This window comes from Nocardia sp. NPDC059154 (assembly GCF_042755705.1).
In the GTDB taxonomy this organism is placed as follows: domain Bacteria; phylum Actinomycetota; class Actinomycetes; order Mycobacteriales; family Mycobacteriaceae; genus Nocardia.
This window is the reverse complement of sequence record NZ_JBHZCS010000020.1, coordinates 42,135-57,702: the sequence shown is the minus strand read 5'-3', so window position 1 is coordinate 57,702 and position 15,568 is coordinate 42,135. Positions and strand designations below refer to the sequence as shown.

14 protein-coding genes are annotated in these 15,568 nt (G+C 68.7%); 5 read left to right on the top strand and 9 right to left on the bottom strand.

Annotation, left to right across the window (positions count from 1 at the left end; translation table 11 throughout):
• Nucleotides 1-489 precede the first annotated feature (489 nt).
• The 4 genes from ACFXN1_RS18940 to ACFXN1_RS18925 all read right to left on the bottom strand — a co-directional run bounded on the left by ACFXN1_RS18940 (nucleotide 490) and on the right by ACFXN1_RS18925 (nucleotide 5,544).
• Complete coding sequence (locus ACFXN1_RS18940; RefSeq protein ID WP_379439974.1) at nucleotides 490-2,871, bottom strand: hypothetical protein; 2,382 nt, start codon at nucleotides 2,869-2,871, stop codon at nucleotides 490-492.
• A gap of 75 nt (nucleotides 2,872-2,946) precedes the next feature.
• Nucleotides 2,947-3,261 carry a WXG100 family type VII secretion target gene (locus ACFXN1_RS18935; protein ID WP_379439972.1) on the bottom strand — a complete coding sequence of 105 codons (315 nt, stop codon included), beginning with the start codon at nucleotides 3,259-3,261 and terminating at the stop codon, nucleotides 2,947-2,949.
• A gap of 184 nt (nucleotides 3,262-3,445) precedes the next feature.
• Nucleotides 3,446-3,946, bottom strand: a complete 501-nt coding sequence (locus ACFXN1_RS18930) for a hypothetical protein (RefSeq protein ID WP_379388871.1) — start codon at nucleotides 3,944-3,946, stop codon at nucleotides 3,446-3,448.
• Nucleotides 3,947-4,218: 272 nt separating this feature from the next.
• A complete protein-coding gene (locus tag ACFXN1_RS18925) occupies nucleotides 4,219-5,544 on the bottom strand; it encodes a DNA polymerase IV (protein ID WP_379439970.1) in 1,326 nt (441 codons plus the stop codon).
• A gap of 230 nt (nucleotides 5,545-5,774) precedes the next feature.
• Between ACFXN1_RS18925 and ACFXN1_RS18920 the strand changes: the two genes are divergently transcribed.
• Together ACFXN1_RS18920 and ACFXN1_RS18915 are read left to right on the top strand one after the other, a co-directional pair.
• Nucleotides 5,775-6,653, top strand: a complete 879-nt coding sequence (locus ACFXN1_RS18920; RefSeq protein ID WP_354842978.1) for a UTP--glucose-1-phosphate uridylyltransferase — start codon at nucleotides 5,775-5,777, stop codon at nucleotides 6,651-6,653.
• Between the two features lie 223 nt (nucleotides 6,654-6,876).
• Nucleotides 6,877-7,884, top strand: coding sequence for an alpha/beta hydrolase (locus ACFXN1_RS18915; RefSeq protein WP_379437076.1), 1,008 nt, complete (start codon nucleotides 6,877-6,879; stop codon nucleotides 7,882-7,884).
• Nucleotides 7,885-7,927: 43 nt separating this feature from the next.
• Here ACFXN1_RS18915 and ACFXN1_RS18910 read toward each other — a convergent pair whose 3' ends face one another.
• A complete protein-coding gene (locus ACFXN1_RS18910; protein WP_379437075.1) occupies nucleotides 7,928-8,374 on the bottom strand; it encodes a MarR family winged helix-turn-helix transcriptional regulator in 447 nt (148 codons plus the stop codon).
• 55 nt (nucleotides 8,375-8,429) lie between these two features.
• Between ACFXN1_RS18910 and ACFXN1_RS18905 the strand changes: the two genes are divergently transcribed.
• On the top strand, nucleotides 8,430-9,497 hold the full coding sequence (locus ACFXN1_RS18905) for a hypothetical protein (protein ID WP_379437073.1): 1,068 nt from the start codon (nucleotides 8,430-8,432) through the stop codon (nucleotides 9,495-9,497).
• Between the two features lie 7 nt (nucleotides 9,498-9,504).
• On the opposite strand, the gene ACFXN1_RS18900 is transcribed toward ACFXN1_RS18905, so the two are convergent.
• Nucleotides 9,505-10,044 carry a TetR/AcrR family transcriptional regulator gene (locus ACFXN1_RS18900; protein WP_379401661.1) on the bottom strand — a complete coding sequence of 180 codons (540 nt, stop codon included), beginning with the start codon at nucleotides 10,042-10,044 and terminating at the stop codon, nucleotides 9,505-9,507.
• A gap of 110 nt (nucleotides 10,045-10,154) precedes the next feature.
• Between ACFXN1_RS18900 and ACFXN1_RS18895 the strand changes: the two genes are divergently transcribed.
• Nucleotides 10,155-10,568 (top strand): organic hydroperoxide resistance protein, encoded by a 414-nt coding sequence (locus ACFXN1_RS18895; RefSeq protein WP_354842991.1) that lies wholly within the window; start codon nucleotides 10,155-10,157, stop codon nucleotides 10,566-10,568.
• A 6-nt stretch (nucleotides 10,569-10,574) separates the two neighbouring features.
• On the opposite strand, the gene ACFXN1_RS18890 is transcribed toward ACFXN1_RS18895, so the two are convergent.
• Nucleotides 10,575-11,111: an NlpC/P60 family protein gene (locus tag ACFXN1_RS18890; protein WP_379401660.1), complete on the bottom strand. Its 537-nt coding sequence runs from the start codon at nucleotides 11,109-11,111 to the stop codon at nucleotides 10,575-10,577.
• Nucleotides 11,112-11,361: 250 nt separating this feature from the next.
• Nucleotides 11,362-11,583, bottom strand: coding sequence for a hypothetical protein (locus ACFXN1_RS18885; protein ID WP_379437072.1), 222 nt, complete (start codon nucleotides 11,581-11,583; stop codon nucleotides 11,362-11,364).
• Between ACFXN1_RS18885 and ACFXN1_RS18880 the strand changes: the two genes are divergently transcribed.
• The gene (locus ACFXN1_RS18880) at nucleotides 11,563-12,192 is read left to right on the top strand and encodes a TetR/AcrR family transcriptional regulator (RefSeq protein WP_379437070.1); all 630 of its coding nucleotides are present in this window, start codon (nucleotides 11,563-11,565) and stop codon (nucleotides 12,190-12,192) included. The genes ACFXN1_RS18885 and ACFXN1_RS18880 overlap by 21 nt on opposite strands.
• Nucleotides 12,193-12,244: 52 nt before the next feature.
• On the opposite strand, the gene ileS is transcribed toward ACFXN1_RS18880, so the two are convergent.
• A complete protein-coding gene (gene ileS / locus ACFXN1_RS18875) occupies nucleotides 12,245-15,424 on the bottom strand; it encodes an isoleucine--tRNA ligase (RefSeq protein ID WP_379437069.1) in 3,180 nt (1,059 codons plus the stop codon).
• Nucleotides 15,425-15,568: the final 144 nt, after the last annotated feature.

The window sequence follows — 15,568 nt, the reverse complement described above, 5'->3', positions numbered from 1 at the left end:
AATTCCGGGCCCGATCCAGACCGAGCTACCGCCCCGCCCGCAGTCCCGGCACGACCACCTCAGGATCCACACCGAGCCGCTGCCTGCCACCAGAACAGAGCTGAGGCCCCCGGACGGGCCGGAGCCGAGGCATAGCCCGCATCCGAGGCACAGTCCGGCCCCCGGAGCCGAGACACAGTCCGGCGCCCGGGGCCCAGGCCGAGGCCCAGGAGCGGGATTGTGACCTCCCGCTCGGCTCTCGGGCCTATTGACCAGGACCAGGGCCCGACCTATGACTGCGCTCCGACCCACTTCCTGACCCCGGCCCTTGCTCATGACCGTGCGCTGCGCCACTGCCATGATCGGGGCCATAGCCTCGGCCAACATCGTGCCCTGGCCCATGGCCGGGATCATGTCCATAACCGCCGTTCCCCGGCCTATGGTCATTTCGATGTCCTTGCCCCGGCTCATGACTGTGCGATGACCGCGGCCCTTGCCATGGCCAGGGTCCTATCCGTGCCCTTGCCCCTGGCCGGAGTTGTGTCCATGACCGCTGTTCCCCGGCCGGTCGCCATGTCCAGGTCCGTGGCCATGCTCTTGTCCCGGCCAGTGGCCGTGTCCCGGCCCACGCGGCGGGTGCGGCGGGATCGGCTTCGGTGGGTGGGGATGCACTGGCTTCGGCTCGGGCCCGGGGCGCGGCGGCGGGGCCGGCTTCGGCGGTTGCTCGGGTTCCCACACGCTCTCGGGCGGAGGCGCGGGCGCGGTGTACTCCGGAATCGGCGGAATCGAGAAGTACCGCGGCGTATAAGGAATCAGCGACGTCGTATCCGGCACATCGTCATCGTGAGGCGGCCGCGGCAACTCAACCGTCGGATGCTCACTTCCCGGAGGCAGCCGCCACGTCAACCGCGGATCCTGCCCCGGGGCACGAGCGCCCGACTCCGGCGTCGAACCCGCTCCTTCCTCAGGCAACCTCCATGTCAGTCTCGGATCCTGACCCCGCACAGGACCGCCCGACTCCAGAGCCGAGCCCTCGCCCTCCACCGGCAAACGCCAAGTCAACCTGGGGTCCTCAACCGGCCTTTGCCGCTGCGGCTCCGGCGTCGAGCCTTCACCCTCCTCAGGCAACCTCCATGTCAGTCTCGGATCCTGTCCCGGCGCAGGATTGCTCGGCGCTGGGGCTGAACCGTCGCCTTCAGCAGGCAGACGCCACGCCAAGCGGGGATCCGGAGCGGGACGGGCTGGGGTGGCAGGGTTTTCGGCCTGGCCGGCTCGACGGTAGTCGTCGAGGTCGGCGCGTAGTTGCCTGCGGATGTCTCCCAGATCGCGCATGCGCTGCTGGATGCCTTCGCGCTCCTCGAAGTACTTGTCCGGGCGCAGGTTCGCCTCGTCGAGGCGGGCCTGCGCATCCGACAGCTCGGCCGTGCGGCGCATGACCGCGTCCATACCGGCCCGGCCCATGTGCTCCGGGCTCATTCCTTCCGGATCGATGCCCAGCGAACGCAGCAGTGCGCGAGCCGAATCCAGCGCTTCGGCGGCCGTGCGCGGCCGCTCGGACTGCGGCTCCGGGCCTGCTTTCTCCCCAGACTCCGGCGTCGACTCCGGTCCACGACTGGATTGCGGGTGCGGCTCGGGCTCGCCGCCCGAGACCGGTTCCCGTTCGTGCGGGCGCGGTTCCGGCCCGCCCGTGCCGCCGGACTCGGGCCGGGTTTCCGTTGCGGACCCGCCCTTCGGCTCGGTCCCGGATTCGTGCACGGCCACCGGTTCGGACCGGGCCGGGACCGGTGCGGAGCCGTCGCCACGGGCCGGCGCACCCGTGTGCGACTCGGCGGCAGGCCCGCCGGTTGCCGGGCGCGACGGGTTGGCGGGATCGGTGCCCGCCCGGGTTGCTGCACGCGAGTTGGGCTCGGGCGCAGCCGAACCGCCAGGACGCGAATTGGACTCGGCCGCAGGTGAATTGCCGGTGCGCGGGCCGGACTCGCGGCTGGGCGTGGTCCCGCGAGCGCCGGACTCCGAGGCGGACGGGGTGCCGCCGCGCGAACCCGGCTCGGTGGCAGGCGAACTGGTTCCGCGCGTACCCGCGTCCGGAGCGGACGAGGGTTCGGTGCGGGTGCCGGGGTCGCCGAAAAGATTGGTGAGGGGTCGGGGCGATTCCGTGGTGGAACTGGTTGCGGAGGTGTGGGTTTGCGGGCCGGGGTCGCCGGTGGACAGGCCCGCGGCCGTGGATTGGGGGTGCGGGGTCCCCGCGGGCGCGCCCGACGGATCGGGCGTGGCCGTCGGGTGGGAGGCCGCCGCCGGTTCCGGATGGGGGGCCGGGGCGCTGCCGTCGCCCCCGGTAGGCATGTTCATGCGCGCGCTGGAGGGTGCCTCGAAGGAACCCGGGTGGACGCCGCCACCGGTGGGCAGGAGGAAGCCCTTGGTGCCGCCGGTCAGGACGCCATAGGAGGTGGCGCTGGTGAGCAGCCGGGGGTCCCAGGTCCACCCGTCCGTGGTGCCCCTGGTGATGAGGGTGGGGAGGCCGCCCACGCCCCACGAGGCGAAGGCTCCGGCGATGCCCGCGCCGGTGCCGACGAGAGCGCCGCGAACCGCATTGCCGAAGGGACTGCCCGCGAACGGAAGTCGGGTGGCGGCCTTGCCGAAGATCTCACCGGCGGGTCCGCCGGCCGCGCCCGCGGCAGCCGCCGTGAAGGCGGTCATGCCGACCCGTTCCCAATCCATGCCCTTGCGGTGGCCCTCGGCGATCTGGAGGCCCTGGATGGCGACGTCCTGACCAGCGCCCAGAACGGTGCTGATGACGACATGTTTCGCGAGGAAGCGGGCCAGTGCGGCGACGCCCAGTTTCTCCGCGTAGCGGGCGATGGCGGAGACCGCGCGCTCGCCCAGCAGCCGCACGGCGGTGCGCGTGATCAGCGACCCAGCCCAGCCACTGCAGTTCGCCCGGAATATCGATGGACAATGGCGGCCGGTCTACCGGTAGTGGCCAGCGTTGCCGTGGTCCATCCGCTCGAGAGTGTCCGCAGCCTCGTTCTGCCCGGACGCGTACGACCCCAGGGTCGTTGCCATATTGCGGAGTCCGTCCCGCAGATTGGCGTGGGCCGCGGCGTACCCTTGTCCGCCGTCGGCGAAGGTGCTGCCGTAGCTGTCGTCGCCCCAGGCCGCGCCCTTGGCGGACAGCGCCTGTTCCAGGGTGGCGAGAATGCCGTTGACGCGGCTTTCGAGATCCTGCATCTGCCCTGCGGCACTGCGCAATCGACCAGGAGTAACGCCGACTTTCTTTGCCACTGTTGCCCTTTCGCCGATGGACGGAAGATCAACGATGGCAACGGGTGCGGGCCGCGCAACAGGCCGGCGACCCCGAATTAACGCCGCCCTGACAGGTTTCGCCGTCTTCTTGACGAAACTCCGTGTGGGACAGGCAAAACCCGGTCCGGCATCCGCCGTTCGATGCCGGACCGGTCACACGGGACTAGCTGCAGGCCGGGGAGGTCTGGTTGGCCAGCGAGAGTGCGTTGCAGATCCATTCCTTCTGGACCTTCCACTTGCCGTCCTCGGCCACGAAGGGCACGACGGCCTGCTGCGGCGCGCCGCCGTTGATCGCGACCTGGGCGTCGGCGGTGATGGTGCCGTTGCCGAGGTCGGTCACGTTGGTGACGGTGATGGTGGCGTTGTTCTGCTTGTAGGCCTCCGCCAGCCGGGTGGGCAGGCTCGGGTCGGCCGAGACGCCCTGCAACATGTCGAGCTTCTCCGAGTCGGGGATGCTCGGGTCGAGCGCCTTCTGCAGTTCGGTGTTCAGGTCCGCCGCGGTCGGGGCCGGCGGGTAGTTCGTCTGCGCCGCGGTGGTCTTGGAGGTGGTGACCTTGGCGGGCTTGCTCTCCTTCTTGTCACCGCTCCCACACGCCGACAGCCCGAGTACGGTCACGACAGCCAGTGCCGCGACCGCGATGCGTCCAGTCTTCTGAAGCTTCAACTGCTCGTCCTTTGCGTTCGAGTAGGTCCGTTCGACAACGTGCCAGCTACACCCGACCGGCGGCGCTGCACGACACGCGACACTACCAACGCGGCGTCTCAGAAGCCGCCTTCGCGACGCACGGCGCGGCATTTTCAGGCTGAATCCTCATAATTCACGCATTCGGGCCACAGCGGTGGGACAAGCCCTGATAGCCCCGATAGCCCCGATAGCCCCGAAAAGTAAGGAAGACGGGCCTGGCTCCCGTACCCCCGGATGGCGCCGGAACCGGCTCAGCGCAGGCTGCCCAGTGGGTCGGCGCGGGTGAGGTCGGGGTCCTCGGCGGGGAACGTGCGGGCAGGACCCGGCCCCGTGGAACGGGTTTCGAACCTGATGGTCACGACCCCGTGGCCCGCGCCCTGTACCCAGCCGTGCCCGAATTCGGGGTGTTCGACATCGAGTCCCGGGTACCAGGTTCCGACGGCGAAGGAGCGAGTCGCGGGCGGCACCACCGGATCCGGGCCCTCGGGCACCGCGAAGGCGGGCTCCTCGGAGACCGCGCCATCGGTGTCGACCGTCTGATCCAACTCGGGGAACAGCGATTCCTGCCGAATCTCCGATAGTCCGGCGAAACCCACTCCCACCAGGCGAATCGGCCCGATCTCGGCCGGGTCCAGGGCGGACCGCTGCGCGGCGGCGGTGAGGGTGGCGAGATCCTCGGTGGCGTAGGGCAGCGTGGAGGAGCGGGTCACGATGCTCATGTCGGTCTTCTTGAGCTTGAGCACCACGGTGCGCGCCGCGCGGCCGTCGGTGGTGAGCCGCCGATGGGCGGAGGCGGCCATGGCGTCGATGGCCGGGCGCAGCTGGGCGAGGGTGAGAATGTCGGTCTCATAGGTGGTTTCGGCGCTGATCTGCTTGGCCTCCGCGCGCTCGGCCACCGGCCGGTCGTCGATGCCGCGGGCCAGCCGGTGCAGCGCCACCCCGATGCTGCCGCCGAGAATCGAGGACGCCTCCGACTCCGGCAGCGCCGCCAGCGCCCCCACGGTCTCGATTCCCAGTGAGCGCAACCGGCTTTCGGCCACCGGCCCGATCCCCCACAGTTTGCGTACCGGCAGCGCGGACAGGAACCCGTCCTGCTCGGCCGCCGGAATCACCCGCACCCCATCGGGTTTGGCCAGCCCGGAGGCGATCTTGGCGAGCTGCTTGCCGCTGCCTGCCCCGACCGAGGCCACCAGGCCGGTGCGCTCCCGCACCGCCGCCCGCAGCTCCTCGCAGAATTCGAGCACCCGCGCCGGAGTGGCCCCGGACAGTTCCGCGGGTTCCCCGAACGCCTCGTCGAACGACAGCGTCTCCAGCACCGGGATCCGGGTCCGCAGGGTGTCGAAGACCTGCCCGCTGAGTTCGCCGTACACCGCCCCGCGCGGTGGGATCACCACCGCCGCCCCGCCGACCAGCCGTCGCGCCTGATGCATGGGCATGGCCGAGCGCGCTCCGAACACCCGCGCCTCGTAGCTGGCGCCCGCCACCACGCCGCGCCCGCCCATGCCGCCCACGAGCACCGGCCGTCCGCGCAGGGTCGGGCGGGTCAGTTGCTCGACCGAGGCGAAGAACGCGTCCATATCTATATGCAGCACCCATCGCCGCTGTCCCGTACCTCGGGACCCGCTGTCGATTTGCTGAGTGTCCGAGCGGGCCCCGGCCGGCCCGCCGCCCCTGCCCTCCGGCCCTGCACAACCGGCTCCACCAGGCATGATGTCCCGGTTCGCGGGGTCGGCAGACGTGTTCACACCGGGAAATCTACAAGCGACTACCGACAGGCACGACCCGCCGGATGTGTGATGATTCGTCCATGACGATTCGCAAGGCCGTGATTCCCGCAGCGGGTATCGGCTCGCGCCTGCTGCCGCTGACCAAGGCGATCCCGAAGGAAATGCTCGCGGTGGGTGACAAGCCCGTCATCGAACACACCGTCCGCGAGCTCGTGGCCTCCGGCATCACCGACATCACCATCGTGGTGAGCGGCGGAAAGTCGTTGATCCAGGATCACTTCCGCCCCAACCCCGCCCTGGTCGCCCAGCTGCGCGCCGACGGCAAGACCGCTTTCGCAGACGCGGTCGAGGAGGTCGGTGAGCTGAGCCGGCAGGGCCACATCACCTATCTGGACCAGCACGGCCCCTACGGCAACGGCACCCCGGTGCTGAACGCGGCCCGCCACCTGGGCAACGAGCCCATGCTGGTGCTGTGGCCCGACGACGTCTTCGTCGCCGAGGTGCCGCGCGCCCAGCAGCTCATCGACGCCTACGAGAAGACCAACGCGCCGGTGCTGGCGCTGATGCCGATGGATCCGTCCGAGTCGCAGCGCTACGGCGTCCCGGTGGTCGAGGAGACGGTCGGCGAGGGTCTGATGCGGATCAGCGGCCTGAAGGAGAAGCCCAAGCCGGAAGACGCCCCGTCCTCCTTCGCCGCCATCGGCGGCTACGTGGTCACCCCGGGCATCATCGCCGAACTGCGCAAGCAGGTCGACAACTGGTACACCCACCGCACCGGCGAGGTGTATCTGACCGATGCCATCAATGTCTTCGCCGCCGAGAATCCGGTGTACGGCCAGGTGATCCGCGGGCGCTGGTACGACACCGGCAACCCGGCCGACTATCTGACCGCGCAATTCGCCTCGGCGCTGGCGCATCCGGAGTACGGTCCGCTGCTGCGGCAGCTCGTCGCCGAGTAGTCCGCCGCCGCCCCACAGGCCGCCAGCTTCGGCGCACAGGTGCCGTGCACCCAACCACGCCAGACCGAATTTGTCGAAACCCGAAACATGGGGGCATGTTTCGACGATCATGCCGGTGGGTCGGGATACCCCTCTGGATCGAAGGTCGGTTTTGCTAGGCGGATTGGGCACCCGGGCGGCACTGCTCGCGGCGGCAAGTTGTTCTCTTGTCACTACGTTCACCATGGTCGTACCCACTGGTCCGGCCCTCGGTGCCCCACCCGACCCGATAACCAGTACGGCGAGCCTCGCGGGCACCGCGGTGTCCGACGACGGGTCCGCCATCACCTCCTTCGAGGTGCACGACTCCCGCAACCTGACGCTGCACGTGCACTCGGCGGCCATGAACTCCGATATCACGGTCGAGGTGCAGCGTCCCGCCGACACCTCCGAGCCGCGCCCGGTGCTGTATCTGCTCAATGGCGCGGGTGGCGGCCAGGACACGGCGACCTGGAAGCGCAATACCGATTCCACCCAGTTCTTCATGGACAAGAACGTGAACGTGGTGATGCCGATCGGCGGCGCGTTCACCTACTACACCGATTGGCGCAGCCCCGATCCCCGGCTGGGTCAGCCCATGTGGAAGACCTTCCTCACCGAGGAGCTACCCCCGCTGGCCGACGCGGCCCTGGCCACCAATGGGATTCACGCCATCGCGGGCATGTCCATGTCGGGCACCTCGGTACTGCAGCTTCCGATCGCCGCGCCCGGCCTGTACCGGGCCGTCGCCGCCTACAGCGGGTGCGCCCAGATCAGCGATCCGGTCGGCCAGAAGTTCACCGACCTGGTGGTCTCCATCGGCGGCGGCAATCCGGTGAACATGTACGGGCCGATGGACGATCCGGAGTGGGCCGCCAACGACCCCTACGTGCACGCCGAGGCGCTGCGCGGCCTGGGGATCTATGTCTCCAACGGCTCCGGCCTGCCCGGCCGCCACGACAATGTGGCCGATGTGCGCAGCCTCGGTCCGGCGGACGGCGGTCTGCCGCAGCAGATCCTGGTCGGCGGCATCCTGGAGGCGGCCAGCGACTGGTGCGCCCGCAATCTCAAGACCCGCCTGCACCAGTTGGACATTCCCGCCACCTTCGATATCGCCAAGCCGGGCACACACTCGTGGGGCTACTGGCAGGACGCGCTGCGCGCCTCGTGGCCGGTGCTGGCCAAGGGCCTGGAGCTGCCCGAAACAGACTGAGCCGCGGCCGGTTCCGGCCCTCGGTGTCCCTCCGGCGAAGCCGCTAGCCCTCGTCGGCGGCGTTGTAGCGCACGAGATAGGCCGCGAGCCGTTCGACATCCGCGTCGTCCCAGTCGGCGAACCGTCCGGTGAACGCGGCGCTGCGGTTGCGGGCCGCGGCGCGGGCCACCCGTCTGCCCTCGGCGGTGGCGTGCAGCACCAGGTTGCGGCGGTTGGCCGGGTCGACCTCGCGGGCCAGGTAGCCGTCGCGTTCCAGCGCGGCCACCTGGCGGCTGACCGTGGACTTGTCGAGGTGGAAGTGCCCGGCCAGATCCGAGGCCAGGCACCCGTTCCGCTCGATCACCAGGTCGAGAATGCTGGAGGCCACCAGCGACAGCTCCGGATGCAGTTCGGCGGCCCGCCCGCGGGCGCGCCGGGCGAAGGCGGTGAGCTCGCGCTGTATGACCTCGATCGCATCGGATCGGCCGGGGAATGCGTCAGCGCTCTTCATAGTTGTAGACTACAACCTCGATTGGTTGTATTTACCAACTATTGGAGAAGAACCCGTGGCCTCGCATCAGATCCGGCATGTCGTCGTGCACCTGCTCACCCCGCTGCTCATGTGCCTCGGCATGGGGCTGGCGTACCTGGGCGCGTTCCATCAGCCCGAGCCCAACCACCTGGCGGTGGCCATCGTCGGCGACAGCCCGCAGGTCAAGGTGCTCGCGCAGACCCTGAAGGACAAGGGCGGCAATGCCCTCGACGTGATCACCGTGCCCACCCGCGATGATGCGGTGAGCCAGCTGCGCCACCGCGACCTGGCCGGCGCGTACGTCCCCGACACCGAGAAGCCCGAGCTGCTGGTCGCCAAAGCCGGATCCGACACCACCGCCATGGCCGCCGAGGCCGTCTTCGGCCAGGTCGCCGGACTTCAGAACGCGCCGCTGACCGTCACCGACGTCACCACCCCCAGCTCCGGCGACCCCACCGCGCAGGGCATCTTCTTCCTCCTGGTCGCCCTGAGCATCGGCTCCTACGGCAGCGTCGCCGCCATCGGCGCGGCGGGCGCGGGCCTGTCCATGTGGCTGCGCGGCGCGATCGGCCTGGTCACCTCGCTGCTGGTGAGCCTGATCGGTCTGGCCCTCGCCGGCCCGGTCTTCCACGTGGTCGACCACGACCTGGGCGCGATCTGGGGCATGTCGTGGCTGTACTCCGCGGGCATCCTGACCATCGGCATCGGCCTGCACACCTTCCTGAAGCGCTGGACCACCCTGGCTCTGATGGTGCTGTTCGTCATGCTGAACTTCACCAGCTCCGGCGGCGTCTACAGCCCGTGGCTGCAGAACGACTTCTTCGGCACGCTGCACCACTTCTGGAACGGCGCGGGCTTCGTCGAGGGCGCACGCAGCCTGCTCTACTTCGACAGCACCGGACTGGGTGGCCGGATGGCGAGCCTGGCGCTCTGGCTGGCGGCGGGCGTGCTGCTCCTGATCGTGGCGGGCCTGACCGAAAAGCGGCAGGCCGCAGCGCAATCCGCGCCGCGCCACGCCGCCCCCGAGCCCGTCGGGCAGGCCCCGTCCGCCGAGACCGCGGTGGCGGCCGAGGCGGAGATGGAGGAGGCGGTCGGCGTCTGAGGCCGGCCTACCGAATACCCAACTGCGACAAGGCGGTCCGGATGCCCACCCGGACCGTCTCGTTGTCTCCCATACCCCCGCTGACGGCCACGCCGTCGCGGGTCAGCAGCAGCGCCCGGGCGGCATCGTCGATGTCGGTGCGCCCCGCGGCGCGCAGCCGGTCGGCCATCAGATCCCGGAACCAGCCGCGATAGTCGTCGACGACCTTGCGCACGGCGTGCTCCGGATTCGGGAACTCCACGGCCGCATTGAGAAACGGGCAGCCCCGGAAGCCCGGTCCGCAGCTGAGCTCGCCCAGCCGCTCGAAGATGCCGACGATGGAGTCGGCGCCGGCGCCGGGGATGGCCTCCAATACCTCGCGCTGACGGCCGTATTCGCGCACCAGGTAGGCGACGACCAGGTCTTCCTTGGTCTTGAAGTGCCGGTAGAAGGTGGCCTTCGCGATGCCCGCCTCGGCGATGATGCGGTCGATGCCGACGGTGTGGATGCCCTCGGCGTAGAACAGCCGGGTCGCGGTGTCCAGCAGGCGATCACGGGCTTCGCTCATGGCTGACCTGCACTCCTTCCCCTCATCGGGCTTCGGTATTGACGATAGCAGACAGATCTGTCTACCCTGAGTCGCGTCTGAACAGACAAGTCTGTCTAGGGAGATTCGAAATGGCTAAGCTCTTCACCTCGTCCGCTACCTCCGTCGGCCGCGAGGGCCGCTCGGTCAGCTCCGACGGTTATCTCGACCTGAAGCTGGCCCAGCCCAAGGAGGCCGGCGGCAGCGGTGACGGCACCAACCCGGAGCAGCTGTTCGCGGTGGGCTACTCGGCCTGCTTCGCCGGCGCGCTGCAGGTGGTCGCCCGCAACCAGGGCATCGAGCTGGGCGACACCTCGGTGACCGCCGACGTCAGCCTGAACAAGGACGAGGAGACCGGTTTCGGCATCTCCGTCGTGCTGCGCGTCGAGCTGCCGGAGGAGCTGCAGAACGACAAGGGCCGCGAGCTGGTCGAGGCCGCCCACCAGGTGTGCCCCTACTCCAAGGCCACCCGCGGCAACATCCCCGTGGAACTGGTTGTCGAGTAAGACGATTCAGTAGAACCGGCGAATGGTGTAGATGTCGAACTGGCTCAGCGGAGTCAGGCCGACGGGCACACCCCAGTCGTACGCGTTCAGCACATTGCCGCCTCCCGCGTAGATGCCTACGTGGGAGGCGTCGTCGTTGAGGACGACGACGTCACCGACCTCCATGGAGCCGACCGGCACTTCGAGTCCGGCGTCGGCCTGCTGCCAGGTGGTACGTGGCATATCGATGCCGACGCTGCGAAAGGCCCACTGCACCAGGCCCGAGCAGTCCCAGGCGTCCGGGCCGGTGCCGCCCCAGCGATAGGGCTTGCCGGTCTGGGTGGTCGCGAGCGCGAGTGCGAGCATGGCCCGCGGACTGGCCACCGGCAGCTGCGCGGAACCGCTCGCACTGCCCGAGGCCGACCCGCTGGCGCTGCCGGAGGCGGACCCCGACGCCGAGCCGGTATCCGCGTGCGCCAGGCCGGCCCAGAGCGCGACGCTCAGCACCAGGGCCGCGGTCGTCGTGACGAATGATGCGAAACGGTGAACCTGCCTTCGAGCCATATGCGTGCCCCTTCATCGGCGAACCGCAGCAACATCTCGAGGAAGACAATTAGCTAACTGATAGCTGTTCTAGCGCACGCGCAACATACGTCACAAGAGAACCCGGCTCGGCGTGTCTCGAACCTCCCTCGCTCACCTCAAAAAACGCCTGTTCAAGCGATTGGACCCCGAAAAGCCGAGAGCGCCCGCCCGAACTTCGGGAAGGCGCTCAAAGTTTGCCAAAGGCCGATGATGCAGCGTCCGCCAGCGATCAGCGGTGCAGCCGCAGGGTCAGGTGGTGGTTGGCCTTCATCAGCATCGGGATCAGGACGTAGGTCGAAGTGGGCACCACGATCGCGGTCAGGACAAGGGTCCGCACGAACACCGGCAGGCTCGCCATCTCGGGGCCGAGCAGGGCCAGAGCGATGGTGATGGTCGGGTACACGGCCAGCCAGGTGATGAGCGCGCGCCGATGCACCGACGGAACCACCATGGGCGCAGCGGCATTCGCGGCAGCGACAGTGGCGGGGGTGGTGCCAATCCCGAACTGCGCAGCGCCAAGTCCCACCAGGCGATCCTCGACGCGACCTTCGAACTCGCCGTGCGCAATGGCTACGGCAAACTCACCATCGAGGCCATTGCCGCCAAAGCCGGCGTCGGCAAGCAGACCATCTACCGCTGGTGGCCTTCCAAGGGCGCGATCGCCCTCGAGGCCATCAATGACCAGATCGGTTCGGCCACCGACTTTCCCGACACCGGTGACATCGCCGCCGATCTGAAGGCGCAGATCGGCGGCCTCGCCCGAATGCTGGCCGGCGATGTCGGCTGCGTCTACCGCGGCGTCATCGCCGAGGCCCAGAACGACCCGAAGCTCATGCAGATGGTCCGGGAGACCTTCGTCGAACCCCGGGCCCGGAAGGGTGGGATCCGGCTCGAATCCGCCATCCGCGCCGGGCAGATCCGTGACGATCTGTCAGTGCTCGCCATGACCAATATGCTCTACGGCCCGGTCTACCTGCGGTTCCTGCTCGACGTCGGCGACGTCCTCGACGCCCCGGAACTGGTGGACCCCATCCTCGACGGACTGCGTCCCCGCTCCTGACGCAAAAGGGAAGGGGCGGAACCGGGTTCGGTTCCGCCCCTTGTCGCTTCGGCTACGCCTTGACGATCGAGACCTTCACGCCGCCGACGACCTCGGGGGCATCTGCACCCACCTCACCGAGAGACAGTGTGGTGGCGAGGATTTCGCCCGCGATCAGCTCACGGTGGGTCTCCGCCCAGCCCAGGCGCTCGGCCGGGACGTCGAGCACGACCGTGATGCGGTCGGAGACATCCAGGCCCAGTGACTTGCGGGTCTCCTGCAGGTCGCGGATGAGGTCGCGGGCCCAGCCCTCGGCCTCCAGCTCCTCGGTGACCGCCGAATTCAGCACCACCAGACCGATATTGCCGGGCAGGGCGGCGGTGGATTCGGGTTCGGCGGCGACCAGGCGCTGGGTGTACTCCTCCGGCAGCAGGGCGATGCCGGCGGCGGAGACGGTGCCGTCGGCGGCCTCGCTCCACTCCCCGGCCTTGACGGCCTTGATGACCGTCTGGACCTCCTTGCCCAGGCGCGGTCCGGCGGCGCGGGCGTTCACCACGAGCTCGAAGCGGCCGTGCGCGGCCACATCGGTGGTGAGGTCGACCTTCTTGACGTTCACCTCGTCGGCGATCAGATCCACGAAGGGCCGCAGGCGTTCCGCGTCGGCGGCGGCCACGGTGACCTCCGAGAGCGGCAGGCGCACGCGCAGGTTCTGGGCCTTGCGCAGGCTCAGCACCGTGGAGCAGACGGTGCGGACCTCGTCCATGGCCGACACCAGTTCGGCATCGTGCGGCAGGTCGGTGTCGCTCGGCCAGTCGGCCAGGTGCACCGAGCGCTCGCCGGTGAGACCGCGCCAGATCACCTCGGTCAGCAGCGGCAGCAGCGGGGCGGCCAGCCGGGTGGTCACCTCGAGCACCGTGTGCAGGGTGTCGATGGCGTCGCGGTCCTCTTCCCAGAAGCGCGAACGCGACCGGCGCACATACCAATTGGTGAGCGCGTCGGCGAAGGTGCGCAGCTCGTCGCAGGCCGTCGCGATGTCGTAGATCTCGAGGGCGTCGGTCATGACGTCGCGGGTCTGCGCCAGCTTGGCCAGGATGTAGCGGTCCAGCACGTTCGGCGAGTCCGTGCGCCAGGTACCCGGCTTGGAGGCGTAGAGCTGCAGGAAGGTCCACGCGTTCCAGAGCGGGCGCAGGGCCTGGCCGACACCCTCGCGGATGCCGCGCTCGGTGACGATGAGGTTGCCGCCGCGCAGCACCGGAGACGCCATGAGGAACCACCGCATGGCATCGGAGCCGTCGCGGTCGAAGACCTCGTTGACGTCCGGGTAGTTGCCCTTGGACTTGGACATCTTGAGTCCGTCGTCGCCGAGCACGATGCCGTGCGCCACCACCGATTTGAAGGCCGGGCGATCGAACAGCGCGGTCGAGAGGATGTGCAGGTTGTAGAACCAGCCGCGGGTCTGGCCGTTGTACTCGACGATGAAGTCGCCGGGGCTGTGCGCGGCAGCGACGGCGGTGCCGTCCGTGGACTCCGTGGGGGTGCCCTCGAACCATTCCTTGTTCTCGAACGGGTAGTGCACCTGCGCGTACGGCATGGAGCCCGACTCGAACCAGCAGTCCAGCACCTCGGGCGTGCGCCGCATCATCGACTTCCCGGTCGGATCATCGGGATTCGGGCGCACCAGCTCGTCGATGCCGGGCCGGTGCAGATCGCTCGGCCGCACGCCGAAGTCCTGCTCCAGCTGATCCAGCGAGCCGTACACGTCCACGCGCGGGTAGGCGGGGTCGTCGGAGATCCACACCGGGATGGGCGCACCCCAGTAGCGGTTGCGGCTGATGTTCCAGTCGTGCGCGTTCTGCAGCCACTTGCCGAACTGGCCGTCGCGGATGTGCTCGGGAACCCAGGTGATCTCCTTGTTGAGCTCCACCATGCGGTCGCGGAAGGTGGTGACCGCCACGAACCAGGACGGCACTGCCATGTAGATCAGCGGCTGGCCCGAGCGCCAGCTGTGCGGGTAGGAGTGCTCGATGGTCTCGTGCCGCAACAGCTTTCCGGCGGCCTTGAGGTCCTTGATGATGACCGGGTTGGCGTCGAAGACCATGAGGCCCTCGTAGGGCGGCACCATGGAGGTGAACTTGCCGCCCGGATCGAGGGGCTGCACGACCTCGATTCCATTGGCGGAGGCCACATCCATGTCCTCCTCACCGAACGCGGGCGCCAGATGCACCACGCCGGTACCGGAGTCGGTGGTCACGTAGTCGGCGTTGAGCACCCGGTGCGCGTTGGGGTGGCCGAGGAAGAAGTCGAAGGGCGGCAGGTAGTGCAGGCCCTCCAGCGCCGCGCCCGAATACTCGGACAGCACAGTCGGTTCCTCGCCCAGCTCGCGCGCGTAGTGCGAGACCCGCTCGGCGGCAAGCACATACCGCTTGCCGTCCTTGCCCTGGACGTGGGCGTAGGTGATGTCGGGGTGCACCGCGATCGCCAGGTTGGACGGCAGCGTCCACGGCGTGGTGGTCCAGATGAGGGCGTTGGCGCCATCCAGGGCGTGCAGCGGGTGCTCCGCGGGAACCCGCAGCACCATGTCGACGGTGACCGCCGGATCCTGGCGCATCCGGTAGGAGTCGTCGAGCCGCGCCTCCTGATTGGACAGCGGGGTCTGCTCGTACCAGCTGTAGGGCAGCACCCGGAAGCCCTGATAGATCAGGCCCTTGTCGTACAGCGACTTGAACGCCCACATGACCGATTCCATGAAGTCGAGGTCGAGGGTTTTGTAGTCGTTGTCGAAGTCGACCCACCGGGCCTGGCGTGTCACATAGTTACGCCACTCGTTCGTGTAGCGCAGTACCGAGGATTTGCATGCGGCATTGAATTCCGCGAGACCCATGGCATCGATCTGTGATTTGTCCGTGATACCGAGCTGCTTCTCCGCTTCGATTTCCGCGGGGAGGCCGTGAGTATCCCAACCGAATCGTCGTTCCACCTTCTTCCCGCGCATGGTTTGGAATCGCGGGATCAAATCCTTGACGTATCCGGTGAGCAGATGGCCGTAGTGCGGCAACCCATTGGCGAAGGGCGGGCCGTCGTAGAAGACGAATTCCTCTGCATCGGAACGGTTCTCGATGCTGGCGCGGAAGGTGTCGTCGGCGGCCCAGTAGTCCAGGACCCGCTGCTCCAACTCGGGGAACGACACCTGACCGGACGTCCGGCTCAGGTCAACGCGCGGATATGCGCTTCGGGTGGTGGTCTCGTCCGCCATCGCGGCCTCTCAGCTCCTCGTGCCAGCACTGTGGGCACGGGGACGATGCCGGCGCCCGGTGCGCCGTAACCGCGGTACCACCCCGCTTGCCCGGTCCAGGATCACGAAAACCCTGGCAGGACCGAGCCTCTCGTTGTGAGCTGT

Coding starts and splice junctions, on each gene's coding strand:
- ileS (WP_379437069.1), bottom strand. CDS start 15,424: ATGGCGGACGAGACCACCACCCGAAGCGCATATCCGCGCGTTGACCTG.
- ACFXN1_RS18910 (WP_379437075.1), bottom strand. CDS start 8,374: ATGAAGAGCGCTGACGCATTCCCCGGCCGATCCGATGCGATCGAGGTC.
- ACFXN1_RS18915 (WP_379437076.1), top strand. CDS start 6,877: ATGGTCGTACCCACTGGTCCGGCCCTCGGTGCCCCACCCGACCCGATA.
- ACFXN1_RS18890 (WP_379401660.1), bottom strand. CDS start 11,111: ATGGCTCGAAGGCAGGTTCACCGTTTCGCATCATTCGTCACGACGACC.
- ACFXN1_RS18900 (WP_379401661.1), bottom strand. CDS start 10,044: ATGAGCGAAGCCCGTGATCGCCTGCTGGACACCGCGACCCGGCTGTTC.
- ACFXN1_RS18920 (WP_354842978.1), top strand. CDS start 5,775: ATGACGATTCGCAAGGCCGTGATTCCCGCAGCGGGTATCGGCTCGCGC.
- ACFXN1_RS18885 (WP_379437072.1), bottom strand. CDS start 11,583: ATGGTGGTTCCGTCGGTGCATCGGCGCGCGCTCATCACCTGGCTGGCC.
- ACFXN1_RS18880 (WP_379437070.1), top strand. CDS start 11,563: ATGCACCGACGGAACCACCATGGGCGCAGCGGCATTCGCGGCAGCGAC.
- ACFXN1_RS18925 (WP_379439970.1), bottom strand. CDS start 5,544: ATGGACGCGTTCTTCGCCTCGGTCGAGCAACTGACCCGCCCGACCCTG.
- ACFXN1_RS18895 (WP_354842991.1), top strand. CDS start 10,155: ATGGCTAAGCTCTTCACCTCGTCCGCTACCTCCGTCGGCCGCGAGGGC.